The sequence below is a fragment of the Rhodococcus sp. 06-1474-1B genome (genome assembly GCF_002258885.1).
GTDB lineage: Bacteria > Actinomycetota > Actinomycetes > Mycobacteriales > Mycobacteriaceae > Rhodococcoides > Rhodococcoides fascians.
In genome coordinates, this window is the sequence record NZ_NOYR01000034.1 from 17537 (window position 1) to 38713 (window position 21177).

25 protein-coding genes are annotated in these 21177 nt (G+C 64.4%); 12 read left to right on the forward strand and 13 right to left on the reverse strand.

Translation table 11 applies throughout. The features are described 5' to 3' along the window. The first annotated feature begins 2 nt into the window (after positions 1-2). From CH266_RS21800 to CH266_RS21815, 4 genes are all read left to right on the forward strand, one after another. On the forward strand, positions 3-737 hold the full coding sequence (locus CH266_RS21800; protein WP_032370034.1) for an ESX secretion-associated protein EspG: 735 nt from the start codon (positions 3-5) through the stop codon (positions 735-737). Positions 738-842: 105 nt separating this feature from the next. Beyond that, on the forward strand, positions 843-1421 hold the full coding sequence (locus CH266_RS21805; RefSeq protein ID WP_230592950.1) for a hypothetical protein: 579 nt from the start codon (positions 843-845) through the stop codon (positions 1419-1421). Beyond that, the gene (locus CH266_RS21810) at positions 1421-1648 is read left to right on the forward strand and encodes a helix-turn-helix domain-containing protein (RefSeq protein ID WP_032370035.1); all 228 of its coding nucleotides are present in this window, start codon (positions 1421-1423) and stop codon (positions 1646-1648) included. Before CH266_RS21805 ends, CH266_RS21810 begins: the two co-directional genes overlap by 1 nt. A gap of 90 nt (positions 1649-1738) precedes the next feature. Beyond that, positions 1739-2872 (forward strand): TerD family protein, encoded by a 1134-nt coding sequence (locus CH266_RS21815; RefSeq protein ID WP_255175995.1) that lies wholly within the window; start codon positions 1739-1741, stop codon positions 2870-2872. Here CH266_RS21815 and CH266_RS21820 read toward each other — a convergent pair. The 3 genes from CH266_RS21820 to CH266_RS21835 form a co-directional block, all read right to left on the reverse strand. Continuing rightward, positions 2847-4295 carry a glycosyltransferase family 87 protein gene (locus CH266_RS21820; RefSeq protein WP_052053643.1) on the reverse strand — a complete coding sequence of 483 codons (1449 nt, stop codon included), beginning with the start codon at positions 4293-4295 and terminating at the stop codon, positions 2847-2849. The two genes, CH266_RS21815 and CH266_RS21820, sit on opposite strands and share 26 nt — an antisense overlap. A gap of 111 nt (positions 4296-4406) precedes the next feature. Further along, on the reverse strand, positions 4407-6782 hold the full coding sequence (locus tag CH266_RS21825) for a transglycosylase domain-containing protein (RefSeq protein WP_371828549.1): 2376 nt from the start codon (positions 6780-6782) through the stop codon (positions 4407-4409). A gap of 339 nt (positions 6783-7121) precedes the next feature. Beyond that, entirely contained in the window at positions 7122-7553 is a 432-nt protein-coding gene (locus tag CH266_RS21835; RefSeq protein ID WP_027495064.1) for a DUF5318 domain-containing protein, read from the reverse strand. A gap of 99 nt (positions 7554-7652) precedes the next feature. On the opposite strand from CH266_RS21835, the gene CH266_RS21840 reads away from it, so the two are divergent. After that, positions 7653-8468: a DUF1707 SHOCT-like domain-containing protein gene (locus CH266_RS21840; RefSeq protein ID WP_255175996.1), complete on the forward strand. Its 816-nt coding sequence runs from the start codon at positions 7653-7655 to the stop codon at positions 8466-8468. Positions 8469-8492: 24 nt separating this feature from the next. Next, positions 8493-9335, forward strand: coding sequence for a DUF1707 SHOCT-like domain-containing protein (locus CH266_RS21845; RefSeq protein WP_032389424.1), 843 nt, complete (start codon positions 8493-8495; stop codon positions 9333-9335). A 26-nt stretch (positions 9336-9361) separates the two neighbouring features. Here CH266_RS21845 and CH266_RS21850 read toward each other — a convergent pair whose 3' ends face one another. From CH266_RS21850 to CH266_RS21860, 3 genes are read right to left on the reverse strand one after another with little or no spacing between them, the layout of a single operon-like run. Further along, positions 9362-9634 (reverse strand): DUF4235 domain-containing protein, encoded by a 273-nt coding sequence (locus tag CH266_RS21850; protein ID WP_032370038.1) that lies wholly within the window; start codon positions 9632-9634, stop codon positions 9362-9364. Then, a complete protein-coding gene (locus CH266_RS21855; RefSeq protein WP_032367665.1) occupies positions 9631-9909 on the reverse strand; it encodes a DUF3618 domain-containing protein in 279 nt (92 codons plus the stop codon). The genes CH266_RS21850 and CH266_RS21855 overlap by 4 nt, the downstream gene beginning before the upstream one ends. Further along, positions 9906-10349, reverse strand: coding sequence for a phage holin family protein (locus CH266_RS21860; RefSeq protein WP_230074919.1), 444 nt, complete (start codon positions 10347-10349; stop codon positions 9906-9908). The genes CH266_RS21855 and CH266_RS21860 overlap by 4 nt, the downstream gene beginning before the upstream one ends. A 197-nt stretch (positions 10350-10546) precedes the next feature. Between CH266_RS21860 and CH266_RS21865 the strand changes: the two genes are divergently transcribed. Both CH266_RS21865 and CH266_RS21870 read left to right on the forward strand, forming a co-directional pair. After that, positions 10547-11137, forward strand: a complete 591-nt coding sequence (locus tag CH266_RS21865) for a PadR family transcriptional regulator (protein ID WP_027495058.1) — start codon at positions 10547-10549, stop codon at positions 11135-11137. Then, entirely contained in the window at positions 11130-12212 is a 1083-nt protein-coding gene (locus CH266_RS21870; protein WP_027495057.1) for an inositol-3-phosphate synthase, read from the forward strand. The genes CH266_RS21865 and CH266_RS21870 overlap by 8 nt, the downstream gene beginning before the upstream one ends. Before the next feature lie 95 nt (positions 12213-12307). Here CH266_RS21870 and CH266_RS21875 read toward each other — a convergent pair whose 3' ends face one another. Next, a complete protein-coding gene (locus CH266_RS21875) occupies positions 12308-12658 on the reverse strand; it encodes a nuclear transport factor 2 family protein (protein ID WP_032389425.1) in 351 nt (116 codons plus the stop codon). A 108-nt stretch (positions 12659-12766) separates the two neighbouring features. Here CH266_RS21875 and CH266_RS21880 point away from each other — a divergent pair, with 108 nt between their 5' ends. Both CH266_RS21880 and CH266_RS21885 read left to right on the forward strand, forming a co-directional pair. Beyond that, a complete protein-coding gene (locus CH266_RS21880; RefSeq protein WP_032385219.1) occupies positions 12767-13201 on the forward strand; it encodes an MmcQ/YjbR family DNA-binding protein in 435 nt (144 codons plus the stop codon). Continuing rightward, complete coding sequence (locus CH266_RS21885; protein WP_032385220.1) at positions 13192-14076, forward strand: LysR family transcriptional regulator; 885 nt, start codon at positions 13192-13194, stop codon at positions 14074-14076. The genes CH266_RS21880 and CH266_RS21885 overlap by 10 nt, the downstream gene beginning before the upstream one ends. Here the strand turns inward: CH266_RS21885 and CH266_RS25560 are convergent. Genes CH266_RS25560 through CH266_RS21900 form a run of 4 tightly spaced genes read right to left on the reverse strand, consistent with a single transcriptional unit; the run spans position 14060 to position 17389 of the window. Continuing rightward, the gene (locus CH266_RS25560) at positions 14060-14233 is read right to left on the reverse strand and encodes a hypothetical protein (RefSeq protein WP_167327633.1); all 174 of its coding nucleotides are present in this window, start codon (positions 14231-14233) and stop codon (positions 14060-14062) included. The two genes, CH266_RS21885 and CH266_RS25560, sit on opposite strands and share 17 nt — an antisense overlap. Then, on the reverse strand, positions 14230-15051 hold the full coding sequence (locus CH266_RS21890; protein WP_032389427.1) for a carbohydrate ABC transporter permease: 822 nt from the start codon (positions 15049-15051) through the stop codon (positions 14230-14232). Before CH266_RS21890 ends, CH266_RS25560 begins: the two co-directional genes overlap by 4 nt. After that, on the reverse strand, positions 15048-16094 hold the full coding sequence (locus tag CH266_RS21895) for a carbohydrate ABC transporter permease (protein WP_176457179.1): 1047 nt from the start codon (positions 16092-16094) through the stop codon (positions 15048-15050). Before CH266_RS21895 ends, CH266_RS21890 begins: the two co-directional genes overlap by 4 nt. Positions 16095-16108: 14 nt before the next feature. After that, positions 16109-17389 (reverse strand): ABC transporter substrate-binding protein, encoded by a 1281-nt coding sequence (locus tag CH266_RS21900; protein WP_032370043.1) that lies wholly within the window; start codon positions 17387-17389, stop codon positions 16109-16111. Between the two features lie 188 nt (positions 17390-17577). Here CH266_RS21900 and CH266_RS21905 point away from each other — a divergent pair, with 188 nt between their 5' ends. After that, on the forward strand, positions 17578-18396 hold the full coding sequence (locus CH266_RS21905) for a DUF2786 domain-containing protein (RefSeq protein ID WP_032389635.1): 819 nt from the start codon (positions 17578-17580) through the stop codon (positions 18394-18396). A 3-nt stretch (positions 18397-18399) separates the two neighbouring features. Here the strand turns inward: CH266_RS21905 and CH266_RS21910 are convergent, their stop codons facing one another. Then, a complete protein-coding gene (locus tag CH266_RS21910; RefSeq protein ID WP_080731123.1) occupies positions 18400-19209 on the reverse strand; it encodes a MerR family transcriptional regulator in 810 nt (269 codons plus the stop codon). Between the two features lie 320 nt (positions 19210-19529). Between CH266_RS21910 and CH266_RS21915 the strand changes: the two genes are divergently transcribed. Next, positions 19530-20339, forward strand: coding sequence for a MerR family transcriptional regulator (locus CH266_RS21915; protein ID WP_080731123.1), 810 nt, complete (start codon positions 19530-19532; stop codon positions 20337-20339). 3 nt (positions 20340-20342) lie between these two features. Here CH266_RS21915 and CH266_RS21920 read toward each other — a convergent pair whose 3' ends face one another. Continuing rightward, positions 20343-21161, reverse strand: coding sequence for a DUF2786 domain-containing protein (locus CH266_RS21920; protein ID WP_032389635.1), 819 nt, complete (start codon positions 21159-21161; stop codon positions 20343-20345). Between the last annotated feature and the right edge of the window lie 16 nt (positions 21162-21177).

Here is a 21177-nt window from a genome sequence, read left to right on the forward strand (position 1 = left end):
CGGTGACGCAGTGGACCATGCACGGCATGGATTTCGCGATGCTCTGCAGTCGATTCGGACGGGATCGGTTGCCCTACCCTCTGGCCGTCACCGTCGACGTCGATACCGAGGATCAGCTCCGACAGCTGCGGTGCGAAGCGTCGGCGAGGATCGACGCGCTGGTGGACGAGCGGCTCGAGGCAGCCATCGGAGTGGTGATCGACCCCGCTGTGCGCATCGAATGCCGAAGCGACACACACGACTTCGGGCACAGCCCGGTGCGCGTTCATGCAGCGGTGACCCACGATCTCGCGGTCGTCCTCACCCAACGACCTGGGCCGGACTGTTCGGTCACGATCGACACGGTGACCCCGGCATCTGCCCCCGTACGGATCGCCGAGTCCGTGCCGACCGTGCAGGCCGGACGCCGTGCGGCCGCGACCCTCGAACATCCCTGCACTGCAACCACATCGAGCGGAGCAATCCTGTCCACGGCCACTCGAAACGCGACTGCGGACGAGAAATTCGAGGCGTTTTTCGCCCGACCGCGATCGGCAGTCGGCGAGGTGATCGTCGCGCGCGGCGCCACCTACGACCACCGCCGCGATACCGATGCCGTCTCGTTCTTCTGGATGGACTTCGACGGAGACGGCCGCTACCTCGTTCGGTCCCACGCGTCGATCGACGTAGTACCCGCCGATTCCACCCGATTGGTCGCGGAAATCGGGCGGCAGTTGGAGTCGGCCTTACGCCGATGACACAGCCCACCCCTTGACACCGTATCGATTTTCGATAGGTTAACGATATTCGTTGTTATCGACTATCGATATGGAGGCGGCGGGATGGCATACGGACTGGGTTCCATGAGGACCAACAAGTGGGCGATGGTGTTCTACGGAGCACTGGCCGTGGGCTGGACCGGCTGGAAAATGTGGAAATACCACTCCTCGGACTACGTCAGCGCCACGGTCGAACCCGAGTGGAACACCCCGCCGGTGGAGTTGTTCGGAGGCCAGTTGCAACCGGGGAACTCGGTCGAGCTGAGCGTCCCGAAAGCCGAAATCGTACGACTGCTGGGCTTCATCGACGTGATGCGCTACGGATCCCTCGCCGTCGGACTGGTGATCATCCTGGTGGGCCTGCTGTTCTTCTACCGCTTCTGCGATCGCGTCATCGCCGGGAATCCCTTCACCAACGCCGCACGCACCGACGTCGTAGTGATCGGCGCGTGCATTCTCGCCTACCCCATCATCACTGGGTTCACGAACATGCTGGGCACCAACAGCGTCGTCGGTGCGCTCGAGCTGAGCGGGACCGTGGACACCGCTCGACCGGCCACCGGTCTCTGGATCGCAATCTTCGTGTCCACATTCCTGCAATTCGTCTACGCCACCATCGCCCAGGGCTCCAAGCTCGCTCGTGATGCCGATGGTCTGGTCTGATGGCCGAGGAGTTCGTCGACCATCTCGTCGTGTGTCATCTCGGCGAGATCCTCGAAGCCCGCGGCATGACGCTCGCCGAGCTGTCGCGTCTGGCGGGGGTCAGCGTCGTGAATCTGTCGGTACTCAAGAACGACCGCGCCAAGGCCATCCGATTCTCCACCTTGACCGCCGTATGCCGGGTGCTCGGCTGCACCCCGGGTGACCTGTTCGCCCTCCGCCAGATCTGACCGACAGGCCTTCGCGGTCACATCAGTCGGACAAATCGACCAAGTACATTGGATGACGGTAACCAGCACTTCGAGAGAGAGTCCACCACATTGTCTGCTCCGGCCGGTCAACCGTTGTCCAAGGGTCAGAACGGCCCCCTCACCGTCGGCGACGTCGTCGTGTCCATCGCCCTGGCAGTGCCGGCCGATCTGTCTGCACTTCTGGTCACCGACGCCGGAAAGGTGCGCACGGACGCCGATTTCGTGTTCTTCAATCAGCCGACCGGTCCCGGTGTTCGCCTCGAACCAGGGCAGGGCGGGCCGGCGCGGCTCGCCGTCTCGCTCGGCGCAGTTCCGTCCGACATCGAGCAGATCCGTGCGGTCATCACCCTCGACGACGCATCGAGCAACTTCGGCCGATCGGCACCCCCGGTCGCGCGAGTCAGTGACACAGCGGGAAATGTGTTGTACGAGTACACGATCGACGGCCTCAGCTCCGAATCCATCGTCATCGCGCTGGAGATCTACCGCCGCCAGGGGAGCTGGAAAGTGCGCGCCGTGGGGCAGGGATACGCGGGTGGTTTCGCTGCGTTGGTGACCGATCACGGTGTCTCCGTGGACGACGCCCAGGCTCCGGAAGTCAGTCTCACCAAGTCCAAGCCCGTCAGTCTGTCCAAGGGCCAGAAGGTCACTCTCCGCAAGGACGGCGGAGTTGCCCTGACGGTCATTCGCATGGGCCTCGGCTGGGACCCGGTGACGACCCCGAAGAAGGGTGGACTGTTCGGCGGCGGGGGCCGTGCGGCGAACATCGACTTGGACGCGTCGGCGATCATGCTGGCAGATCGCAACGTCAACGATGTCGTGTACTACGGCCAGCTCAACGCCAAGGACGGGTCGATCACGCACAAGGGAGACAACCTGACCGGTGAGGGCGAGGGCGACGACGAGGTCATCGTCGTCGATCTGACGCGAGTACCCCAGCACGTCACCGGCATCGTCTTCACGGTCACCTCGTACCGCGGCCAGACGTTCGAGCAGGTCGCCAATGCGTTCTGCCGGCTGGTCGACAACACCACCAACACCGAACTCGCCCGCTTCACCCTGCAGGGCGGCATGCCGTTCACCGGATTGGTGATGGCGAAGGTCTACCGCCAGGGCAGTGAATGGAAGCTACAGGCCATCGGCGACGGCATCCAGGCCAAGCACGCCGGTGAAGCCGTCAAGCAGCTCGGCCGCTATATGTGACCGCACGCCGACCGGTTCGATCTGCAGCGCCGTCGAGCACGCCACCGAGCGGGTCGACGGCGCTGCCGTTTCGAATGAGATCCTCCGACGGCCGGTAGATCTGCCGAACGATCAACGCGCACAGGCCGATCACTGCGATATCGCGCACGACCACGGTGGCGGTGAACCACTGTTCGGGCAGCCCCTTGTTGTCCACGCCCAGGTAGTAGTACATCCGGGGGAACCAGACGAACGCGTCGATTGCCATCCACGCCAACAGGATTCGACGATGCGGTAGAGCCAGCACCGCGAGAGGGACCAGCCACAGCGAGTACTGGGGACTCCACACCTTGTTGGTCAGCAGGAACCCGGCCACCACCAGAAACACCAACTGGGCCAGCCTCGGCCGGGTCGGAGCCGTCGTACCGATGTAGGCGATCAGCGCACACACGACGGCGAAGAGCAGCAGCGTGACTGCGTTGAGAACCATCGGCTTGTCCCCCGGATAGAGGGGGCCGTCGAAGCCCGTCCATCCGGTGAAGGAAGTGACGACGTTGTACAGCGAATCGGGGTCGGCTCCGCGCTCGGAGTTGAGCCGGAAGAACTCGTACCACCCCGTCGGATACAGCAGGGCCAGTGGAAGATTGACCGCAAGCCAGGCCCCGAGGGCAGCCGCTGCGGTCAGCCCCCACTCGCGCATGCGGCCGGCCCGCCAGCACAACACCAGCAGCGGCCCGAGGAACAACAGAGGATAGAGCTTGGTGGCACCGCCGAGACCCAGCAGTATGCCGGCCAGTACGGGCCGCTTCTTGGCCCAGGCCAGCAGACCGGTGAGCGCGAATGCCGTTGCGAGAGCGTCGAAGTTGGTGAATCCATGCACGATCACCAGCGGTGAGGCAGCCACCAGGGCAGCGTCCCAGATGCGTCGCCCCGCCGAGATCGCCGTCGCCCACACGGTGACCAGCCACGCGACGGCCAATCCCAGAGCGACGACGTTGAAGTAGACGACCACAGGCAGGGCTTGCGGCAGGAAACTCAGTGAGTTCCATGCCTTTCCGACGACCATCGAGCCGTACTGGTACAGGCCGGCAATGACCGGATATTCCATGTACCGGATCTGACTCGACCCGTCGGCCTTCGTTTCTTCCCAGGACTTCTTGTACGGAAACGCGCCTTGGTCGAGCCGCTCGGCACCGTAGAGCGGCACGGTGTCCGAATAGCACATCGCCACGTACTGGCGACTGCCGCTCCAGTCGAGTCCGAGTTCACCGTTCGGACCCACCGGTGCCTGTTGAATGCACGCTGCCTTGGCGAACCAGCCGAAGCAGAGAAAGACCACAGCGAGCAACAGGATGACCCGCAGCGCAGTGAACCACCGTTGCCGACCGACCAGAGCGTGCGCGCCCACCGGCCCGCCGATGACCGAGGACAGTTCCTCGGTCATCGGATCGGTACGGCTGGGTGCGTCACGGTCCGTTGCACTCGCCGTGTCCAGGCGACCAGGACTGGCAAGGGCTCTGCCCTTGCGCTCGGGTTCGGTCGTCACCGTTCGGTGCTACTGGCCGGGAGTCGCCGGTTCGGGGGCTGCCGGCTCGGGTGCTGCCGGTGGCTGTGCGGGCTGAGCCGGGGCCAGACCCGGCAGCGGAATGGTGACGCCCGGCAGAATCTCGACCTGACGCGGCGTGATGACCACCGGCGGCGAAATCTCCGTCGGGATCGGCAGAGTCACGGGCGGCGGCGCGGACGGAGCCACCGTCGTGACCGGTGCGGCCGGTGCCGAGTACTGCGGGACACCTGCCTGACCGGCGATGGCCTCGGGCGTCGGGAACGTCTCGTTCGAGGTGCCCTCGAGCGTGCCGTCCATCGTCGCCTTCCAGATGTCCGACGGTATGCCCGATCCGTAGATCGGACCGCCGTAACTGTTCTCGAGCGGCAAGCCCTGCTCGGTACCGACCCACACCGCCGTCGACAGTGACGGGGTGTACCCGACCATCCAGGCGTCCTTGTTCTGTCCGGTATCACCGAGCTGCGCGGTACCGGTCTTCGCCGCCGATTGACGACCACCCGCGAGGTTGTGACCGTTGGAGTACCCGGCGATCGGACGCATCGCCGACGTCACGTTGTCGGCCACCGCCGCCGAGACGACCTGCTGACCGGCCTCGGGTGCACGATCGAGCAACACCGTGCCGTCGGCCGTGACGACCTTCTGCACGAAGTGCGGGGTGTGGTAGACGCCGGAGGCTGCCAGTGTGGCGTAGGCCGAGGCCATATCGATCACCCGCGACTGGTACTGGCCGAGCACGATTCCGTAGTTCGGGCCCGCGTTGTCGGGCTCGGTCAGCGTGGGGCCGACGCCCTCGATCTCCTGCGGGATACCGAGCTTGTGTGCCATGTCCGCGATCGCCTGCGGGCCGTTGTCCATGCCCAGCATCATGCGGTAGAAGCTCGTGTTCAGCGACCGCTTGAGGGCTTCGGCGATGGTGCACGTGCCACAGGATTCGCCCTCGACGTTGCTGATCTGGATGCCGTTGACGTCGAGCGAGGAACTGTCGTACATCTTCGACAGCGGAATGCCCTGGTCCAAGGCAGCGGCGAGGCCGAACACCTTGAACGACGATCCGGTCTGCAACCCGGACTGCGCGAAGTCGAAACCGCGCCCGTCCGCGCCGCCGTAGTACGAGCGGACCGCGCCACTGCGCGGATCGATCGACACCGACGCCGTGCGCAGCTCCGACGGCTCACCCTGCAGGTTGTTGTCCACGGCCTCGACCGCGGCGGCCTGCGCCCTCGGATCGATCGTCGTCGTGATCTGCAGACCCTCGGTGTTCAGATCCTGATCACTGACCCCGACAGCCGACAACTCACGCAGTACCTGCGCCTTGATCAGACCGTTGGGACCTGCGTCGGCGGCATCACCCGAATCGACCTGAGAAATGGGGACCCACTGCGGATACTGCATCGCCGCACGCTGAGTCGGATCGAGCTGGCCCTGCGAGACCATGCCGTCAAGCACGTAGTTCCACCGCGACTGAGCACCGGTGGGGTTGACTTCCGGATCGAGTCCGGACGGCTGCTGGATGGTCGCAGCCAGTACTGCGCCTTCCTCGACCGAGAGCTGATCCACGGATTTGCCGAAGTACGCCGTCGACGCGGCAGCGATGCCATAAGCGCCACGACCGAAATAGATGGTGTTCAGATACGCCGCGAGAATGTCGTCCTTGGACCATTGGCGAGCCATCTTCGACGAGATGACCAGCTCGCGCATCTTTCGCGTCAACGTCCGCTCGGAGCCGACCACCGCATTCTTGACGTACTGCTGGGTGATCGTGGAACCGCCGCCCGCGCTGTCACGTCCGAGAACGTTGTCGCGCAGGGCACGGCCGAAGCCGGTCACCGAGAACCCGGGATTGGAATAGAAGTCGCGATCCTCCGCCGAGAGCACGGCGTTACGCACGTGCTCCGGAATCTGGTCGATCGTGACATCGGTTCGGTTGCCCTCGGGTGGCACCACCTTGCCGAGCACGCTCGACCCGTCGGAGGCGAAGATCGTCGCAACCTGATTGGTCCTGAGGTCACCGGGCCGCGGGACGTCCACCAGCGTGTACGCCACCATGAACAGCAGAATCGGCACTATCAGGCCCAAGGCGACCAACGCATACAACGTGCGTCGAACTACCCGCCACTTGGACTTCTTCTTCGTTTTCGCGGCGGAACCTCTTTCGGGGGGCTCGGGCGGTTCGTTGCCCGAGGAGCTAGCTGATGGATCGTTCGGTTCGTGTGGCGGCGGGACGGATCCCGATCGAGTGACACCTGCCGCGGCGTAGCGACCGTCACCGGACGGTCGACCCTGCGGTGGCATCGGACGCTGACCCGGAGGCGGACCCGGACGTTGGCCGGCGGGAGGCATCGGCGGTCGACCCTGCGGTGGCATCGGACGCTGCCCAGGAGGGGGCCCGGGGCGCTGGCCCGGAGGCGGTACCGGACGCTGACCCGGAGGTGGCATCGGCGGTCGACCCTGCGGTGGCATCGGACGCTGCCCGGGAGGCGGTAGCGGACGCTGACCCGGAGGAGGTACCGGACGACGTCCGGGCGGATCGGAATGGCGGCTGCCGCGCGGTGGTCCGGGCACGTCGGGGCGCCGTCCGGAGTCGCTACGGCCAGGTTCGTTGTTACCCGGGTTGTTGTCGTAGGGGGAACTCACGTACGAATCTCCAGTAATCTCGGCGGCCGCGTCGAATTCTCGGTGGCTGGGTTCAGCGAAGCGATTGTGTCATTCACTCGCAGTTCGACGGTTCGGTTGACGGGATCCCGATCGTGGGCGACGGGGTTGCTTGGGTGCGGGCACGGCCCCGAGGACGTAGGACTGGACGAGGTGATTCCAGCTGCACGAGCGGCAGACCTCGACCACATGGACCGAAAATTCCTCTTGGGTGGCAGCCAGCCGGCCGAGTTCGTCGGCCGTTCTCGCGGAGCCGGACAGGGGTCCGAGCTTCTCGCCGAACACCCACGACACCAGCGTGAGCTGCTCCTTCCGGCAGATCGGGCACACTACGTCGCTGCCGCGGCCGTGGAACTTGGCGGCACGTAGAAGATAGGGATCTGCATCGCAGACCGCTGCCACGCCCGTCCTACCGGAGTAGACCTCGGCCAGCAGCGACCGACGCTGAAGGGCGTAGTCCACCACCTGTCGCTGAAGTCGCACGAGAACCAGAGTACGTGCGGCAGTGTCGATGGAGACCTGCGATCCCCGCCTGGACGACGATCGACCCCCATTCCTGGGCCGAGAAACTATGCTCCACCTGTGCCGACGCGACTGTCACCCAGTACGCGAGCGCGTGATGTGGATCGCACCGACACTTGCGCCACGTTGGACGAAGCACTCGCCGATGGCCAGCTGTCCGATTTCGAGCACGCCGCAAGGATCGATCTGGCGAAGGAAGCCGACACGATCGCCGATCTGCACGCCCTCATCGAGGACCTTCAGAACGACACCGACCTGCCGCCGATGGCCGACCCGATCGAGTTCGCGCATCCGATCACGACGGCAAAGGGCTCACGCCTGGGCTTCATGGCCGTCGCGGTCCCTGCCGTTGCCGCCCTCGTGGCGCTCACCTTCGGCATTCGCGCGTGCTCGAACACCGATGACCCCGAATCGGGTCTCGGGTCGGCCGGGTACAAGAATCCTGCAGTCGTCGTAGATATCGTCGATGCACTGCAACAGAAGATCGGCACGTCGGTGGTCGACAGACTCGGGCTGTACGACGACTACGCCGTCATTTCGGCACCCGCACCCGGGGTGCCACAGAAACAGGTCAGCTACACCTATCGCGACGGCGTGATCGACGACTACGACGACAACTTCTCGAGCACCCGCGACTTCGACGAACCTCAGATCGACCTGGCGACGGTCGATCTGACGAAGGCAGCGGGGATCATCGCCGGTGCCCGCGAGAGCTTGAACATGAGTCGCATCGACAGCTACAACGTGAGCTTCCACGGCAGCGACAACGGCCCGCAAATTTCCGTCTCCGCCGACAACACCGACCAGGAAAGCGGAACTCTCCTATTCGATCCCGCAGGCAACTTCCTGCGTGTCACGCCGTTTTCGTTCGGCTGATCAGTCCGGAAAGGAAGCCCGCAGGTGGCACCACGACCCGATTTTCGCGCTCGCGACATAGACCGCGCGCTGACCGCCACCGTTCTGGATTCCGCATACGCCGACGGCCAGCTCACCTTCGACGAGCACCGCCTACGTAGCGAACGTGCGCGGGTGGCCATCACCCTGCGCGATCTGCGACGACTGGTCTCCGACCTACAAATCGACGTCGACCTTCCGGAACCACCGCCGCGAACATCCGAGCCGAAGAACCGGCTACTGCTGGCACTCGGCTCGGTCGTCATCGTGACTGTAGGGCTAGTGGTGTTTCTGTCGACCAGGACCGGCGAACAACCGGTTCCGACTGCTGCCGTCGTCGCATCCACGTCGACGCGCAGCGTGACCCCCACCGTGCCGATGGACCTGCCGGTCGACGTCACCCCGATAGTCGCTCGCCCGTTCGTTTTCGACACGGCAGCCGGACTCGACGATTTCCGAGAACGCTACGTGCAACGTTTCGGCAGTTCGCAGGTTCTCGAGGTGTTCATTCAGATGGACGGCAACCGTGCCGACGTCTATCGCCCGACGGCAGAGGGCCGACGAGAGCGCGTGTTCGTCTCCGGGGGGTTCGAGATGTATCACGAGACCGACGCGCCAGACGCGCAAGAGGCTCTCTTCGACTGGGCCACAATTGATTCCGCAGTTCTGGCCGGCCTCGTCGCGGGAACGCCCGAGGCCGTCGGGGTTCCGGACGCCGCCGTCGAGTACGTCATGATCACCGATTCCCGCGGCGAGCAGCGCATCTCGATCACCGCACACAACGACGACGATCAGGGTGGCCGCGTCGAAGCGGACTTCGCGGGCAACATCGTCTCGGTAAGCCGATAGACGCCGCGAATCATGTTGCGTGTCGGCTACTTCGGGCTCTCGTGCGTGATGGCGCGGTAACCGGTTGCCCCTGCCCTGTCGACTGCGGCCTTGACGACGCCGAACACCGCACCGTGGACGGCTGCCGCGATCAGCACCTCTCGGACGGAGCGATTCAGATCTTTCGGGTCGGGGGCCGCCGCGTCGTCGTCGCCGACGTGCTTCCACACCTGCTTGAACACCGCGCCGGCCGCCAGCCCGCCGAGCACACTCGTCGCCAACGACATCGGTCTGTAGAACGCCTTCGATACTGCACTCATCGAAACACCTTTCTCGTACGTCGGCGACGAAGAAGAACCGTCACCAACACTGCGGTCACCACGAAGCCCACGGCCCCTGCGGCAGTGCCGGGCCTACTGCGCACCGCATCGGAGGCACGTGTCGCCTGTCGAGAGGCCTCGTTGCCCACTCGAGTGGGGATGTCGGCTTTGGCCGCGAGAGCGGCGACGGTGTCGGCCAGTTCGGAACGCTGTTCCTCGATGCTGGGCGGCTGATCGGAGTTGCCGGGAACACTGTGCGCCGGTGTGTCGGTCATCGGATTCCCTCCTTCACTGCGGTGATGTCGTCGCCGATACGTGCTGCGGTGTCCGCGGGAATCGGCGGCAAGGCCTTCTTGGCCCGGGACGCGCCGACTGCGGCCAGAATGCCCCCGATCGCCAGCACCGCGATCGCGACGATCAGCGCCGCGAGCCATGCGGACAACACTGTCGCCAGTCCGAGCACTGCGGTAGCGATCAAGGTGGCGAGCCCGAGGAACAGCAGCAACGCACCCGCGCCGGAGATTCCGACGCCTACCCCGAGGCGGCTTCCCTTGCTCTTGACTTCGGCGAGTCCGGCGTCGATCTCGGTCCGGACGAGCGTCGAGACCTGAGTCGTCAGTCGCTCGATCAGTTGCACAGTCGACAGGTCCGCCACGTGGGAGCCCCGCTCGGACTCGGCGTTCGACAGCGGGGGCGGTTGATCGTTTTCGTGCATGATGCGCTCCTTCGATGTGGTGCCGTCCTGTGTCGATACCCGCGAAGAACCCCGAAAAACACGTCCGTAAATGCCGATTCGCGCGACGTAACCGGCCATTGGTTTGTCACTTCATGTATCGGCGCGATACATTCTCCGATAGTGTGGCTCATCGCATCGCCAGGATGTGATCGTTGGATTCGAGAAGGGGGAGTTGCATGCTCGAACTCGCAATTCTCGGACTGCTTCTCGAATCACCCATGCACGGTTACGAGCTTCGCAAGCGGCTGACCGGCCTGCTCGGAGCATTTCGTGCGTTTTCGTACGGATCGCTGTACCCGGCGCTCCGTCGACTACAAACCGACGGGCTCATCGCCGAGGACGCCGGTCCCGAACTGCTCGTGAAAAGACGAGCAAAACGGGTGTACGTGCTCACCCCCCTCGGCAGGGAACGATTTGCCGAACTGGTGGCCGACACCGGACCGCAGAACTACACCGACGACGGATTCGGCGTACATCTGGCCTTCTTCAGTCGAACCCCGGCAGAAGCTCGGGTCCGCATTCTCGAAGGCAGACGACGCCAGGTCGAGGAGCGCCGAGAAGGCCTCCGCGACGCTGTGGCCAAGGCGAACGGAACACTCGACCGCTACACCCGGCAACTCCACCAGCTCGGTCTCGAATCGAGCGAACGCGAGGTGCGCTGGCTCAACGAAGTCATCGCAGCCGAGCAAGCCGCCCCCAACCCAGCACCGTCCCACACAGCACCAAACAGGACAGTCAAGACAGAAGGAGAACCCGACCATGGGTGAGAACAACAACGCAATCCGCGTGGCCATTGTGGGTGTGGGCAACTGCGCCTCATCCCTGGTCCAGGGTGTCGAGTACTACAAGGACGCAGACGAGAACGCCACCGTTCCCGGCCTGATGCACGTCATGTTCGGCAAGTACCACGTCCGCGACGTCGAGTTCGTCGCCGCGTTCGACGTCGACGCCAAGAAGGTCGGCTTCGACCTCTCCGAGGCCATCTTCTCCAGCGAGAACAACACCATCAAGATCGCCGACGTGCCCCCGAAGGACGTCCACGTCCTGCGCGGACCGACCCTCGACGGCCTCGGAAAGTACTACCGCGAGACCATCACCGAGGCCGACGGCGAAGCAGTCGACGTCGCACAGGCACTGCGTGACGCCAAGGTCGACGTCCTCGTGTCCTACCTCCCCGTCGGATCCGAAGAAGCCGACAAGTTCTACGCACAGGCCGCCATCGACGCAGGCGTCGCCTTCGTCAACGCCCTCCCCGTCTTCATCGCCTCCGACCCCGTCTGGGCCAAGAAGTTCGAGGACGCTGGCGTCCCCATCGTCGGCGACGACATCAAGAGCCAGGTCGGTGCCACCATCACCCACCGCGTCATGGCGAAGCTGTTCGAAGACCGCGGCGTGCAGCTCGACCGCACCATGCAGCTCAACGTCGGCGGCAACATGGACTTCCTCAACATGCTCGAGCGCACCCGCCTCGAGTCGAAGAAGATCTCCAAGACCCAGGCCGTCACGTCGAACCTGCAGAAGGAATTCAACGCCAAGGACGTCCACATCGGACCGTCCGACCACGTCGGCTGGCTCGACGACCGCAAGTGGGCCTACGTCCGCCTCGAAGGCCGCGCCTTCGGTGACGTTCCCCTGAGCCTCGAATACAAGCTCGAGGTCTGGGACTCACCCAACTCCGCCGGTGTCATCATCGACGCAGTCCGCGCCGCGAAAATCGCCAAGGACCGCGGCATCGGTGGACCGGTCATCCCGGCTTCCGCATACCTGATGAAAAGCCCGCCGAAGCAGCTGGCCGACGACGTCGCTCGCGAACAACTCGAAGCCTTCATCATCGACGCGTAATTCTCCGCGGCACCGACGCCCGCCGGTCCACTCAACGTGACATTGACCCCCGAAAAGGCCACCAAATGTCACATTGAGTACCGGCGGGCGTTCGTCTATCCCGCCTCGACGATGGCGCGCGGGTCGAAGGTCACCCTGATTTCGGTGATTTTGCCGTTCTCGATTCGTTGCCAGTTCGCGGTGGGGGCCGGGGGTGCGATCGACGTGTGCAGCTCGAACCACGTCAGCACGTTCGAGCCATCGACGAAGACGTGCGCGATGTCGATGTCGGCGACGATCTGCGACATTCCCTTCAACCCGGCGACGCATTCTTCGCCGCTGTCGGCGGTGCCCAGTGGCCCCCGAAACGTGGCGTCTTCGTGCAGGATCGACGCCAGAGTGTCGAAGTCCTTCGCCTTCCAGGCCTCGAAGTAGGTTGCTGCAATTTGTGCGGGTGTCTGTGTCATGGATTCGAGTCTCGAACCGGCGCAGTCAGAAGTCCAACAGTTGGTTCCGATCATAACCAGAACTTTTACTCATAGCCGCAGCTAGACGCTACGCGCTATGGTTCTCGCGTGGCCATCGATCCCACCTCGAAGCATCCGATTCTCGAACGCGTTCGCGCTCTGGCGTTCGCGTACCCCGACGTGACCGAGAAGGTTTCGCACGGCAGGCCGACCTTCCGCACGACCTCGGTGTTCGTCTACTTCGGCGGTGGCGTCAAAGGCGGCGATCAGTTCGATCTGTCGATCATCGTCAAATGCGAGAGCGCCGAGGAGCAGCGAGCCTGCGAACTCGAGCCGCGCTACTTTCATCCCGCCTACCTCGGACCCGCAGGCTGGGTGGGGTTCGACCTGAGCAGTGACCGCAAAGACAAGGCCGACAGCGATGTCTGGGCCGAAGCCGCCGAACTGATCGACTGCAGCTACCGCGTCACCGCGCCGAAGCGCGCGATAGCCCGCCTCGATGCCGGCGAAGGTCCCGATCTGGGAGTACAGCAATGGAACTGAGGCAGCTCGAGTATTTCGTCGCGGTGGCCGAGGAAGCGAACTTCACCCGCGCTGCCGCCCGCGTTCACATCAGTCAATCGGGGGTCAGCGCGCAGATCAGGGCGCTCGAGCGCGAACTCGGGGCCGAGCTGATCGACAGATCCGGCGGCACAGCCACTTTGACCACAGCCGGCCAGGCGGCGTTGCCGCAGGCCCGCGCGACACTCGCCGCGGCAGGATCCGTCAAACAATCCGTCGACGATGTGACGGGCCTACTGCGCGGCAGACTGAGCGTCGGTATGGTCACCGCCTGCACCGTTCCCCCACTGTTCGACGCGTTGGCGGGCTTCCACGCGGCACATCCCGGCGTCGACATTGCTTTGCGCGAGGGTAATTCGGACGATCTCGTCGCGGATGTTCGATCCGGCGAGCTGGATCTTGCGTTGGTCGGTCTCGCTTCTCGGACCCCCGCCGGACTCGAATCGATGGTGGTGATCGACGAGCGGATCGTTGCCGCCGTGCCGGCGGAGCATCCACTGGCGGCGCAGAAGGACGCGACACTCGCCGAGGTGTGCGAATATCCGATCGTTGCCCTTCCGCCGGGCACCGGAATTCGTGCGGTGTTCGACAGGGACTGCGCCGGGGGAGGTCTGTCACCGTCGATCACGTTGCAGGCCAGCGCACCTGACGCGGTAGCCGACCTCGCCACCCGCGGTTTGGGGGTCGGGATTCTCAGCCGGTCGATGGCCGAATTCTACGGCGACCGGCTCGTCGCGATCGAGCTGACCGACTCGCACACCGCCGCCCTGCTGGCCCTGGTGTGGCGCAGCGCGATGAGTCCGGCACTGGCCGAACTGGTGGGCATCGCGACGACGAGTTTCAGCGAATCTTCTTGACGGTGAACCACAGTGCGACCAGCAAGCCGAGCAGCGCTACGGACGGCAGCACGCCGGGATCACCTCCGATGATCCCGGCTACGGCGAAACCGAGAGCTACCAGCGCAAAGAACCCGAGAATGCCTGCCAACAACTGCAGGTGGTCCTGCGCCGTCACGACTTGACGCCGCCCGCCGTCAGTCCGGAGATGATGCGGCGCTGGAACAGCAGCACCATGATCACCAGTGGAATCGCAACGATGGTGCCCGCGGCCATGATCGCGGCATACGGCACCACGAGCGGATCGTTGCCGGTGAACCGCGCGATGGCGACGGTCACCGGTTCGGTCTTGTCACTCGAGAGCTGACTGGCCAGCAGGTACTCGTTCACTGCGGCGATGAACGCGAGAATCGCGGTGGTGAACAAGGCAGGCGCGGCGAGCGGGAGCATCACCAGGCGGAATGCCTGGAATCGTCCGGCACCGTCGATCCGCGCGGCTTCTTCGAGCTCCCAGGGCAATTCGGCGAAGAACGCCGCCAGCGTATAGATCGTCAGCGGTAGGACGAACGAGATGTTCGGGATGACCATCGCCTGGTAGCTGCCGATCCAGCCGATGTTGGTGAAGAACTGGAACAGCGGGGTCACCAATGCGACGACGGGGAACATCGACGCACCCAGGATGATGCCCGTCACCACGTACTTGAAGCGAAAGTCGATGCGCGAGAGTGCGTATGCGGTGAAGATGCCGAAGACCAACGCGATCAGTGTGGTCGCGCCGCCCACGATCAGACTGTTGCCCACCGCACGAAGAAAATTGTTGCCGTTTGCCGTCGACAACGCGTTCTCGAAGTTCTCCCACGTGACGTGCGTCGGCCACGGCGTCGTGTCGAAGGTGTAGCGCGGGTCGCGGAATGCGGTGACGACCATCCAATAGAACGGTGCCAGTCCCCAGACGAGAATGACGACGACGCCGAGATAGATGCGAGCTTGCTTCATCGGCCGGGCCCCTTGCGCTGATTGTCCTGAGTGGCAACGGCATTGGCACCGAGGAACTTCACCAGGATGAACGCCACGACGAAGATCATGATGAACGAGATCGTCGACAACGAGGCAGCGCTGTTGAATCCCTGCCGAATCTGATCCACCACCAGGATCGAAATGGTTCGGGTGGCGGGATTGCCCTCGGTGAGGATCGCCGGCAAGTCGTACATACGCAGCGCGTCCATGGTGCGGAACAGAACTGCCACCATCAACGCGGGCTTGACCAACGGCAGTGTGATCTTGGTGAACCGCTGCCACGCCGACGCCCCGTCGACGCGGGCCGCCTCGTAGACGTCGGCGGGAATCATCTGCAACCCGGCCAAAATCAACAGCGCCATGAACGGCGTCGTCTTCCACACGTCGGCGATGATGACGGCGAAACGAGCGGGCCACGCGTCGCCGGTCCACAGAATGTTGGTTCCCAGAATGCGATTGGCGACACCGTCGTACGCGAAGATGAAGTACCAGAGCTTGGCCGTGACCGCCGTCGGGATCGCCCAGGGGATCAGGATTGCCGCTCGCAACAGGGCGCGTCCGGCGAAGGTCTTGCCCATGATGACGGCCATTCCGAAGCCGATGACCACCTCGATGGACACCGTGACGACCGTGAAGAACGCGGTGTTTCCGACGGCGCCCCAGAACTGCGACCCCAGCGTTCCCGGCGGGCAGGGCACCAACGTGCCCGACGCCGAAGTGCATTGCTGCAGGATCCAGTGCGTGTAGTTGTCGAAGCCGGCAGATCCACCGGTGACGAACATGCCGGTGACGGGATCGAGACCGGGATCCTTGGAGAAGGACATCACCAGGGCCCGGATCACCGGGTAGACGATGACGATCGCGAGGATCACCATCGTCGGTGCGATCAACAGCCAGGCCCGACCCTGCGTCAGGCCGAACCGCTTGTTCTTGGACCGCACATGCCGACCGCGGCCGGGGGACGAGCCCCCGGCCGCGGTGGTTGCGGCGGCCCCACTGGTCACACCAGCAGGTACAGCCATTGGTTCTCCCGAAATCAGTTGGCGCCGGCGGTTTCGATACCGGCCTGCATGTCCGTGATCGCCTGGTCGACGCTCTTCTCACCCTTGATGGCGGCAGAGACGTTGTCCTGCACGGCCTTCGAGACGGCCGGGTAGAACGGGGTGACGGGACGCGGAACGGCGTTCTCGATGGATGCCTTCAATGCGGGAAGGTACGGCATCGCGGCGATCAGTGCGGGATCGTCGTACAGCGAGGAGAGCACGGGCGGCAAAGCACCCTCGGCGATGATGCGCTGCGCCTTCTCGCCCTGCATGAAGCGCAGGAAGTCGGCAGCAGTGGCCTTGTTCTCGGAGTACGCGCTGATCGCGGCGTTGTATCCGCCGAGCGTCGAGGTGCCCACGCCGGTGACGCCGGGAAGCGGTGCGACCGCGTACTTTCCGACCACAGCCGAACCTTCTTCTGCGGCGGTGCCGTAGACGTACGGCCAGTTGCGCAGGAACAGTGTCTTTCCGTCCTGGAACGCCTGCTGGCTGTCGGACTCCTTGAACGTGGTGTCCTGGGCCGGGATGACGCCGGTCTCGAACGCGGTGACCAGAGTCTGCAGTCCGGCCTTGGCTTCCGGGCTGTTGACGGTGGGGGTCTTGCCGTCTTCGCCGACGATCGATCCGCCGTGCGCGTTGATGATCTCCGACGCGTTGGCCGTCAGACCCTCGTAGGGGGCGAATTGCCCTGCGTAGCAGTCGATGTTGTTGTCGCGGGCGACCTGGCAGTCCTCGGTGAGCTCGGCCCAGGTGGTGGGTGCTTCGGGGAGCAGATCACTGCGGTAGTAGAGCAGTCCGCCGTTGGTGTTCTTCGGCGCGGCGTACTGCTTGCCGTTGTAGGTCGCACTCGCGACGGTCGCCGGAAGAACGCCTGCGTTGTCGAGTGCGAATTCGCCCTCGAGCGGCACGAGCCAGCCCTTGGCCGCGAACTCGGCGGTCCAGACGACGTCGAGTGCCATGACGTCGTAGTCGCTCTGCTGCGCCTGGAGCTGCTGAACGAAGTCGTCGTGGGCCTGATCGGCGTCGGCGGACTGCTCCTTGAAGGTGACCTGCTGATCAGGGTTGGCGGCGTTCCACTCCGAGATGATCTGCTGGACGACACCGGTCTCGGTGGTGTCCTGGCCCTCGACATAGGTGATAGGTCCACGGCCGTCGGCATTTTCGGATGCAGCACCCGAATCGCCGCTCGAACCGCTGTCGCTCGAACATCCGGTGAGCGTCAGCAGCGTGGCTGCTGTCGCAACCACTGCCACCTTCGTGATCAAAGACGCCATTGTTTTCTCCACTTACTTCTACGCGGTGGTATGCGCCCGGAGATGGGCACGCAGAATCGTTCTGTGATGCTCCCCCGACACATATGTCGATGGGTACTGTGGCACACAACTCACCGCGTAGGGGTCATTATCGAGTTCCTGAATCGGTCAACCCGGACGTGTCGGAGGTGCCCGGTACCCTTTCGCTCATGAGTTCGGACAAGATGCTGACGCGAATCGGCGGGTTGCTGCGTCAGGCGGAGTCCACCGACAACCCCCACGAGGCCGAGGCCTTCATGGAGGCCGCGCAGCGTTTGGCCACGTCGGCGTCGGTGGATCTGGCGGTGGCGCGTTCGCACAGCGCATCCCGCGAACGGCAGGCGACGCCGACTCAGAAGGTCATCCCCATCGGTGAACCGGGCAAGCGTGGACTCAAGACCTACGTTCAACTGTTCGTCGCCATCGCCCACGCAAACGATGTGCAGTGCGACGTAGCCAGATCATCGACGCAGGTCTTCGCCTACGGTTTCGACTCGGACATCGAGACCACCGAGGCCTTGTACTCGTCTCTACTGATCCAGATGGTCCGAGCGTCCGACGCGTACATCAAGTCCGGTGCGTACAAATCCGAGACGGCCATCCGCACCGTCACCGAGGTCAAGAATCGTCGCCGCTACACCCGACGCGAGGAAGTGCCCGTCGCCGCCGTCACGGCACGTCTGAACTTCCAGACGGCATTCGCGTCGCGCATCGGTCAACGGCTCGCGGAGGTCAAGAAGGACACCGAGGCCAAGGCCATCGCGCAGGAGACTTCCGGTGCCGGAACCGCTCTGGTGTTGCGAGACAAAGAGATCGAGCTACGCGACTACTACCGACAGACGTCCACCGCACGCGGGCACTGGCGAGGCCAGAGCGCGAACGCCGGGTACTCGGAGGGCGCACGGAGGGCCGGCGATCGAGCGGGACGAAACGCTAGGATCGGTGCCCACGCAGAGATCGGCGGAGCAAGCCGGCAGCTGGGACGCTGACTGCTACGTGGCCGGTGATGCCGTGAACACCGGCCATCCGATGTCGGTACGCCAGAGCGTCGAGTTCTCGGTATCCCGCGGCCCGACGACGTAGACCTCGCGAACCGGCCCCGCAATGGCGAGGCCGTTGGTCTCCACGTGCACCCCGAGCGCACCGTACGTGACGTCGATGTCGTCGTGGGGTCCGTGATGAACCGTCACCGCGAGTTCGACGGGAGGCAGCGTCATCGGCCGAACTCGGCCGACGGACGGCGCGTCGATGGTGGGAACGAAGACGGTCAGCTCACCCCGCCCGTCGGTGAAGAGTTCGTTGTCGTACAGCCCGCCCGGCGGCCCGGTGGTGTCCGATACGACCGCGTCGATCTCGGCCATCGCGTCCGCATACCAGCCCAGCACGTCGGACGCGTCGACCACCTCGGAAATTGCTGCGACAGAACATTGTTCGCTGAGAACGCGTCGGACATCGATCGCAGGTGGAGTGGGATCGAGCAACCGGCGCAGCGCCGTCACGGCTGATCTGGTGTCGTCCAACTGACGCTCGAGTCGAGTGAGATGTTCGGTGATCAGTCGAGCGCGGGCATCGGGATCGGGTGTCTGCACGATTGCCCGCACCTCCCGCTCCGGCATCTGCATCTTCCGGAATCGACCAATGATCTGCGCGACCCCGACCTGATCGGTGGCGTAGTACCGATAGCCCGAGTAGTCGTCGACCGTCGCGGGTTCGAGCAGACCCGACTCGTGATAGCGACGCAGGGTCTTCACCGACAAATGGGTGATTCGAGAGAACTCGCCGATCGTGAGCAATCCGTTCATGTCGATATTCTCGCCCCTCCCCGTGGGGGAGAGTCGACTCTCCAGGGGGAGGGGTGACGCCGGATGTAGCCGAGGCCGCCGCAAACGCGCGCGCGTTCGCCAGGTGCGCGCGGAATAGCCCCGAATTCGAGGCGAATCCACTCGCGTATGACAAACGCGCGCGCGTTTGTCATACGCGAGTGGATTCGCCTCGAATTCGGGGCTATTCCGCGCGCACCTGGCGAACGCGCGCGCGTTTGCGGCGGCCTCGGCTACATCCGGCGTCACCCCTCCCCCTGGAGAGTCGACTCTCCCCCACGGGGAGGGGCGAGAATATCGACATGAACGGATTGCTCACGATCGGCGAGTTCTCTCGAATCACCCATTTGTCGGTGAAGACCCTGCGTCGCTATCACGAGTCGGGTCTGCTCGAACCCGCGACGGTCGACGACTACTCGGGCTATCGGTACTACGCCACCGATCAGGTCGGGGTCGCGCAGATCATTGGTCGATTCCGGAAGATGCAGATGCCGGAGCGGGAGGTGCGGGCAATCGTGCAGACACCCGATCCCGATGCCCGCGCTCGACTGATCACCGAACATCTCACTCGACTCGAGCGTCAGTTGGACGACACCAGATCAGCCGTGACGGCGCTGCGCCGGTTGCTCGATCCCACTCCACCTGCGATCGATGTCCGACGCGTTCTCAGCGAACAATGTTCTGTCGCAGCAATTTCCGAGGTGGTCGACGCGTCCGACGTGCTGGGCTGGTATGCGGACGCGATGGCCGAGATCGACGCGGTCGTATCGGACACCACCGGGCCGCCGGGCGGGCTGTACGACAACGAACTCTTCACCGACGGGCGGGGTGAGCTGACCGTCTTCGTTCCCACCATCGACGCGCCGTCCGTCGGCCGAGTTCGGCCGATGACGCTGCCTCCCGTCGAACTCGCGGTGACGGTTCATCACGGACCCCACGACGACATCGACGTCACGTACGGTGCGCTCGGGGTGCACGTGGAGACCAACGGCCTCGCCATTGCGGGGCCGGTTCGCGAGGTCTACGTCGTCGGGCCGCGGGATACCGAGAACTCGACGCTCTGGCGTACCGACATCGGATGGCCGGTGTTCACGGCATCACCGGCCACGTAGCAGTCAGCGTCCCAGCTGCCGGCTTGCTCCGCCGATCTCTGCGTGGGCACCGATCCTAGCGTTTCGTCCCGCTCGATCGCCGGCCCTCCGTGCGCCCTCCGAGTACCCGGCGTTCGCGCTCTGGCCTCGCCAGTGCCCGCGTGCGGTGGACGTCTGTCGGTAGTAGTCGCGTAGCTCGATCTCTTTGTCTCGCAACACCAGAGCGGTTCCGGCACCGGAAGTCTCCTGCGCGATGGCCTTGGCCTCGGTGTCCTTCTTGACCTCCGCGAGCCGTTGACCGATGCGCGACGCGAATGCCGTCTGGAAGTTCAGACGTGCCGTGACGGCGGCGACGGGCACTTCCTCGCGTCGGGTGTAGCGGCGACGATTCTTGACCTCGGTGACGGTGCGGATGGCCGTCTCGGATTTGTACGCACCGGACTTGATGTACGCGTCGGACGCTCGGACCATCTGGATCAGTAGAGACGAGTACAAGGCCTCGGTGGTCTCGATGTCCGAGTCGAAACCGTAGGCGAAGACCTGCGTCGATGATCTGGCTACGTCGCACTGCACATCGTTTGCGTGGGCGATGGCGACGAACAGTTGAACGTAGGTCTTGAGTCCACGCTTGCCCGGTTCACCGATGGGGATGACCTTCTGAGTCGGCGTCGCCTGCCGTTCGCGGGATGCGCTGTGCGAACGCGCCACCGCCAGATCCACCGACGCCGACGTGGCCAAACGCTGCGCGGCCTCCATGAAGGCCTCGGCCTCGTGGGGGTTGTCGGTGGACTCCGCCTGACGCAGCAACCCGCCGATTCGCGTCAGCATCTTGTCCGAACTCATGAGCGAAAGGGTACCG